This window comes from Romboutsia sp., assembly GCF_051659545.1.
GTDB lineage: Bacteria > Bacillota > Clostridia > Peptostreptococcales > Peptostreptococcaceae > JBOFOR01.
Genome location: NZ_JBOFOR010000235.1, coordinates 1 through 4,704 on the forward strand (window position 1 = coordinate 1; position 4,704 = coordinate 4,704).

Sequence of the window (4,704 nt, forward strand, 5' to 3'; positions counted from 1 at the left end):
GCTAATGACATTCCTGAGAATCCAGAACCATCAAGTCCTGTAATTGCTCCAACAACTGTCTCTATACTTGCTGCTGCAAACTTATTAAGAGGTACTACTTGAGATAAAGCTATACCTATATCTGATAACAATCCTTGTGAACCATTTACTAATACATCACCAAATACTTTAGTTATTGGTGCATCTCCTAAATAGAAGAAAGCTGCTATTGGTATAATTACAGCAAATACTTTTATAGCCCATGTAAATCCTTCTATAATATGATTAGCTACTTTGTCTAAACATTCTTTAGGACCACTTATAGCATTTACAAGTACTAATAATGCTACTCCTGTTCCTCCTAATAGCGCTGATGCATCTCCACCTTTTAATCCAAATTTATACATAGCTACTATATCTAGTATAAATCCTACCGCTACTATTAATACTGATATTTTTGCCTTTGGACTCACTTCTTTTGCTTCAATCTCTACAGTTGTTGTAGCTAATTCTTCGGCAAATACGCCATTTCTAAGATCTCTCTTTAACATATAAAATGCTACTGCTATTGTAACAAATCCCATTACAAAGTAAAGTGGCATACCTTGACTTATAATATCTGCTGCTGGTATACCTGAGCTTCCACCTGTTACTGTAGGTGCTCCTTGAATTATAAAATCAGTAGATAATGCTAAACCATGTCCAAACAAGTTCATGGATACTGCTAGCCCCATAGCTGGAAGTCCTGCTCTAAGCGCTATCGGTAAAAACACTGCTCCTACTAATGCACATGCTGGTGATGGCCAGAAGAACCATGACATTATAAACATTACTCCACCTGCAATAAAAAATGCACTAGTTGAATTTTTGATTACTTTAGCAAATGGCTTACACATAAAGTCTATTGCCTTGTTATCTTCTAGTGCTTTAGATAATGCAACCATAATTCCTATAATCAAAATTATAGGCCCTAATTCACCTAGAGCAATTGTGAAAGAAGTGAATACACCTATTAATGCACCTACTACACTTTTTTTGTAAAATAGGCCTAACAAGAATGTGCCTACTACACAAGGTACTACACTTTCCTTCTTCATAATCATTGCTACTAAAATCAAAATCATAAAAATGATATAAATATAATGTGCTCCTGTTAAAACCAAATTTAGTCCCCCCTAAATTGATGATATTAATTATTATATACATTTATCTGTGTTTGGTTACATTTTCTACTTTTGCATATAATAAGCTTAACTTTATTTAAATTCGCAATTATATTTAATTTTATAAAATTTTGATAGGATAATTTAATTTAAGAAAACATATAACATATAATTAAATATTTGGTATAATATTTGTGCGAACTTTAAAATTGGAGGGTTGTATATGGATAATGAACACAAACAAGATTATAAAAAAGACGTCTTAAGATTATCTCTATTTTTAGGTGAGCTTATGCTTTCTAATGGCGCAGAAACTTATAGAGTCGAAGATAGTGTACTTAGAATTTGTAAGTCTAGAGGTTTTCATCATATAAGTGCCTTTACTTCACCAACAGTAATAATAATTTCAGATGAGAGATTTGACGGTTTAAGTTTTATGAAAACCATTAGAAGTAGATCTATAAACTTAAATAAAATTTCTCTCCTTAATAATTTTTCTAGAGAATTTGTAAATAATCCAGATTTGTCTATTGATGATGCTATTAAAGAGTTAAAGACCTTAGGAAATACTAGTAATTATTCTCCTTACATAGTTAATATAGCTACAGGATTAGGTTCAGCTTTCTTTGCTTGTTTATTAGGTGGAAATAATATTACTAACTTTATTTTTACATTTATAACTTCTATTCTTGCTGTAATATTCTTTAATCAAATGATGAAATTAAGTTCAATACCTGCTTTTTCAAGTTTATCCGCTTCATTTTTTATAGCTTTAGCAGGTGTTTTATTTACACAATTAGGAATATTAGATACTCCTAGAATGCTTATTGTAGGTTCAATAATGCCATTGCTTCCAGGAGTGTCCTTTATAAAAGGTATTAGAGATTTGATTTCTGGAGATTTGATTTCTGGAGTTGCTCGTGCTTTTGATGCAGGTATGACTGCTATTTCCATAGCTTGTGGTGTTGGTTTTGTACTAGACTTATGGCTTAGATTAGGAGGTGTATTCTAATGACTGATATGCCTATTTATCTGCATTTTTTATATTCAACTCTTGCAACTGTAGGTTTTTCAATTTTTCTTAACTCTCCTGTGAGTACATTGTTGCCAGCAGGAATAACAGGAGGAGTTGGTTGGGCTATATTTTATTACTTAATGTTAGTTTCCTCTAATAGTATTTTTTCTAATTTTATAGCCGCTGCTATAGTTTCTCTTATGAGTGAAATTTTAGCTAGAAAATTAAAACATCCAGCTATTCTTTTTGTAATACCTGGTATAATACCTTTAGTTCCTGGGCTTGGTATGTATAATACTATGTTGTACTTAGTTCAAGGAAATTATGACTTAGCTATTGCTACTGGTGCTGATGTATTATTTGTAGCCAGTGCTATTGCCTTAGGTGTGTTGGTTATAACGTCACTATCTAGAACTATAAGTATATTTAAAATAGTAAAAAAAGCTGCTAAATAGCAGCTTTTTTTAGTGTAGTGAGTTTTATATTAATACCTTTGTAACTATAGGTATATACTCTCTACTATCTCTAAACTTATTATCATTTAATTTTAGTATTAAGAATGAAACAACTGTTAGTATTCCGCCAACTGCTCCACTTATAATTTCTATATTGTTTACGCTTCCTATTGCCGAAAGTACATAATAGGTAATTATTGTTCCACCTAATAATCCTATTAAAGGTAGTATATAAACTATTGCGGCTGCTTTTAGTACATTTACACTTTCCATATTTACAGCTACTCTATCTCCTACCTTAGCCCCAATTGTGTTGTCAACTTCTACTATTACATCTTTTTTTTCTGAGGTAGTTGCACATTTTCCACATGATGCACATGCTGAGTGACGTTGTATCTTTAGTTTTGCAGTATTGCTATCTACAATCTCCACAATGTATCCCTGTTGTTCCATTTTAGTTCCCCCTTATTTTACTAGTTTATTTATAGTGTTCATAAGCTCATTTATCATTTCTTCACTATTACCCTCTTTTATGCTTTCTGCTACGCACCCCTTCATATGGTTTTCAAGTATTATTGTACCTACTTTGTTTGTAGCTGACCTTATTGCTGATATTTGAGTTAGTATATCCATACAATATCTTTCGTCTTCTACCATTTTTTGTACGCCTTTTACTTGTCCTTCTATTCTTTTGAGCCTTTTTATAAGAGCATCCTTATCATTCATCTTGGATAAGTTCTTTTCTTCCATTAGTGCACCTCGCATTTATTTATACTTATTATTATAACTTATTTTAGAAAATGCTTACAGGTTGTTATATAAGTTTTTCATTAGGTTAATCATATTATTATATTCTGTTTTAATAATTTGATTAAATAATACTAAATTTATGGAGGTATTCATTATGGATGCACAATCAAGAAACAATGCAAAGCAAGCTTTAAGTAGTCTAAAAATGGAAATTGCTAGTGAGTTAGGCTATAACTACAATAATATTACTGATAAAATAGAAAGTAACGCTCCTCAAAATACTCTAATAGGACATGCTAAAAATGTCCTTGCTGGTGAGCAAGTTGGAGGACAAATGAGTAAGAAGTTAGTAGAAATGGGAGAACAAATGCTAATAGATAATTACAATAAAGATAAATAGTATATAAAATTATAATTATTTCCAACTTCTAATTTTATTATTTTTGTAGTAATATATTATTCATGTCAGTTAACCCGAAAGGAGTATTACTATGGAGAATGTAACTATATCAGTTGAAGAAATGATTGAATTTATATATAAAAGACTTGGAGAATCTATATCTAAGGATACTATTGAAGTCATACTAGATTTAGAGGAAGAGTTTTTAGATTCTAAAGGCTTAATAGAAATAGAAGAAGAAGATCTATATTAGTTGCACCTTAATTGTAAATATTATAAACTTATATATAATATTAAGATTAGGAGAATACTATCGTATGAAAAATGCTAATTATATATCTTGGGATGAGTACTTTATGGGTGTAGCCCTTCTTTCTGCTAAAAGAAGTAAAGATCCTAGCACACAGGTAGGGGCTTGTATAGTAAGTGGAGAAGATTGTAATGGATTAAGTGGTAATACAATATTAAGTGTTGGATACAACGGATTGCCTTCTGGTTGTTCCGATGATGAGTTTCCTTGGGGAAGAGATGGAGATTTTCTTGAAACTAAGTATCCATTTGTAGTTCACGCTGAGCTTAATGCTATTTTAAATGCTCAAGGCAAATCTCTTGCTGGCTCTAAATTGTATGTAGCTCTTTTCCCTTGTAACGAATGTGCTAAGGCTATAATTCAAAGTGGAATAAAAGAAGTTATTTATCTTAGTGATAAATACGCAGATACTGATATTGTAAAAGCATCTAAGAGAATGTTTAATTCTGCTGGTATTAAGTTGACTCAATTAAAACCACAGTCTTCCTCTTTGACAATATCATTTGATGTAGATAACATATAAATATAAACTAATCACTTTTTTGATACTATTAAAGTCGATTCTAATAAAATTAGCCTCTTGTAATATTTTAAGAGGCTAATTTTTATATATTAATCTATTTTATTTATAA

At 30.8% G+C, this 4,704-nt stretch carries 8 protein-coding genes; 5 read left to right on the top strand and 3 right to left on the bottom strand.

Features of this window, described 5'->3' with window-relative positions; genetic code table 11:
- Window positions 1-1,142, bottom strand: a 1,142-nt coding sequence (locus tag ACRC03_RS13140) for a hypothetical protein (RefSeq protein WP_438653033.1), incomplete at its 3' end; no start/stop codon positions are given.
- A 223-nt stretch (window positions 1,143-1,365) separates the two neighbouring features.
- Here ACRC03_RS13140 and ACRC03_RS13145 point away from each other — a divergent pair.
- Window positions 1,366-2,154 carry a threonine/serine ThrE exporter family protein gene (locus ACRC03_RS13145; RefSeq protein WP_438653034.1) on the top strand — a complete coding sequence of 263 codons (789 nt, stop codon included), beginning with the start codon at window positions 1,366-1,368 and terminating at the stop codon, window positions 2,152-2,154.
- Window positions 2,154-2,612 (top strand): threonine/serine exporter family protein, encoded by a 459-nt coding sequence (locus ACRC03_RS13150; RefSeq protein WP_438653035.1) that lies wholly within the window; start codon window positions 2,154-2,156, stop codon window positions 2,610-2,612. Before ACRC03_RS13145 ends, ACRC03_RS13150 begins: the two co-directional genes overlap by 1 nt.
- A gap of 24 nt (window positions 2,613-2,636) precedes the next feature.
- Here ACRC03_RS13150 and ACRC03_RS13155 read toward each other — a convergent pair whose 3' ends face one another.
- Both ACRC03_RS13155 and ACRC03_RS13160 read right to left on the bottom strand, forming a co-directional pair.
- Window positions 2,637-3,065 (bottom strand): SoxR reducing system RseC family protein, encoded by a 429-nt coding sequence (locus ACRC03_RS13155; RefSeq protein ID WP_438653036.1) that lies wholly within the window; start codon window positions 3,063-3,065, stop codon window positions 2,637-2,639.
- Between the two features lie 12 nt (window positions 3,066-3,077).
- Window positions 3,078-3,362, bottom strand: coding sequence for a metal-sensitive transcriptional regulator (locus tag ACRC03_RS13160; RefSeq protein WP_438653037.1), 285 nt, complete (start codon window positions 3,360-3,362; stop codon window positions 3,078-3,080).
- A 154-nt stretch (window positions 3,363-3,516) separates the two neighbouring features.
- Between ACRC03_RS13160 and ACRC03_RS13165 the strand changes: the two genes are divergently transcribed.
- From ACRC03_RS13165 to ACRC03_RS13175, 3 genes are all read left to right on the top strand, one after another.
- Window positions 3,517-3,762 (top strand): small, acid-soluble spore protein, alpha/beta type, encoded by a 246-nt coding sequence (locus tag ACRC03_RS13165; RefSeq protein WP_438653038.1) that lies wholly within the window; start codon window positions 3,517-3,519, stop codon window positions 3,760-3,762.
- 91 nt (window positions 3,763-3,853) lie between these two features.
- Window positions 3,854-4,015: a hypothetical protein gene (locus tag ACRC03_RS13170; RefSeq protein WP_438653039.1), complete on the top strand. Its 162-nt coding sequence runs from the start codon at window positions 3,854-3,856 to the stop codon at window positions 4,013-4,015.
- 64 nt (window positions 4,016-4,079) lie between these two features.
- Window positions 4,080-4,595, top strand: coding sequence for a deoxycytidylate deaminase (locus ACRC03_RS13175; RefSeq protein WP_438653040.1), 516 nt, complete (start codon window positions 4,080-4,082; stop codon window positions 4,593-4,595).
- Window positions 4,596-4,704 lie beyond the last annotated feature (109 nt).

Bases quoted from the DNA above. Each gene is read 5' to 3' on its own strand.
- ACRC03_RS13145 (WP_438653034.1), top strand. From the start codon at position 1,366: ATGGATAATGAACACAAACAAGATTATAAAAAAGACGTCTTAAGATTA.
- ACRC03_RS13150 (WP_438653035.1), top strand. From the start codon at position 2,154: ATGACTGATATGCCTATTTATCTGCATTTTTTATATTCAACTCTTGCA.
- ACRC03_RS13165 (WP_438653038.1), top strand. From the start codon at position 3,517: ATGGATGCACAATCAAGAAACAATGCAAAGCAAGCTTTAAGTAGTCTA.
- ACRC03_RS13155 (WP_438653036.1), bottom strand. From the start codon at position 3,065: ATGGAACAACAGGGATACATTGTGGAGATTGTAGATAGCAATACTGCA.
- ACRC03_RS13160 (WP_438653037.1), bottom strand. From the start codon at position 3,362: ATGGAAGAAAAGAACTTATCCAAGATGAATGATAAGGATGCTCTTATA.
- ACRC03_RS13175 (WP_438653040.1), top strand. From the start codon at position 4,080: ATGAAAAATGCTAATTATATATCTTGGGATGAGTACTTTATGGGTGTA.
- ACRC03_RS13170 (WP_438653039.1), top strand. From the start codon at position 3,854: ATGGAGAATGTAACTATATCAGTTGAAGAAATGATTGAATTTATATAT.